We start from the raw sequence: 985 nt of genomic DNA, 5'->3' as shown, positions 1-985 counted from the left end.
GGCCGGATCATGGAGGGCGCCAGGGCGAGGATGCCGGAGCCGTCCACGTTCACCCCCGACGCCGCGGCGCGCGCTCAGGGCGACCCAGGGCTCGCCGGGTTCACCGCGTCGACGGCCGACATGCAGGCCGCCAGCGAGAAGGCACGCGCGGCGCACGAACAGGCCGTGGCGTGATGGAGACGATGGAGCGGCTGTCGCACGACATCGACGCCACCACGCCCGCGTTCACGCTGCCGTACAACCCCGTGACGGGCAAAGTGGAGGAACCGCCGCAGCCGATGGCGTTCCGCTCGATCGACGGTCCGTCGCTCAGTGGCGCCGCGGGTGCGCCCACCACCGGCACGCAGTCCACTCCGGACACCAGTGCGCCGCCACCGTCGCCAAGCGGTGCGCCGCCCGTGGCTCCGGCCGCCGCGTACTCGGCTCCTGCTGGGAACGACGCCGCGGCAGTCCACTCACCGCCTTCGTACCAACCGGCCGCGTACCAGCCTCCCGGCGACAGCACAGCGGTGGCCGCCGCGTCGGCGTCGGCCTACCAGCCACCGGCCCCGGCCTACAGCGCGCCGGGCGTGAGCGGGTACTCGGCACCGGCGGAGTACCGGCCGCAGCAGTACGGGTCGGCCCGCCCCGTGGACGCCTCAGCAGAACGTGCCCCGGACCAGCACGTCCGGCACCACCGATCCGCGGAACCTGCCGCGCACGGCGACCAGCGCGACCGGCGCGCCTGGTGCCACGAACCCGCGGAACCTGCCGAACGCCGTGCCCGGTGTCCCGAACGCCGATCCTCGCTCTGCCGTGCGCCCGCCCCACCGGTTCCGGCGCGTTCGGTGGTGCCGGCTCAGGCGGGAGCGGTGGCGGCTCAGGCGGGGGTGGCGGCGGTGGTGCCGGGCGTGGTGGCTTCCCCGCCGGTCAGTTCACGACAGGTGGCCACTCCGGTGGCGCACCGATGCAGGCTGGTGGCGCCGCGGGCGTCACCTCGCATGGC

General features: G+C 75.1%; 1 pseudogene. It reads left to right on the top strand.

What is annotated here, in order from left to right:
- Nucleotides 1–173: 173 nt before the first annotated feature.
- A pseudogene (locus FXN61_RS49650) lies at nucleotides 174–985 on the top strand (hypothetical protein); the annotation flags it as partial.

Origin of the sequence: Lentzea indica, from assembly GCF_012184385.1 — a bacterium.
Taxonomy (GTDB): Bacteria; Actinomycetota; Actinomycetes; order Mycobacteriales; family Pseudonocardiaceae; genus Lentzea; species Lentzea indica.
The sequence above is the reverse complement of the archived record's forward strand: the minus strand, read 5'-3'. Positions and strand labels throughout refer to the sequence as shown.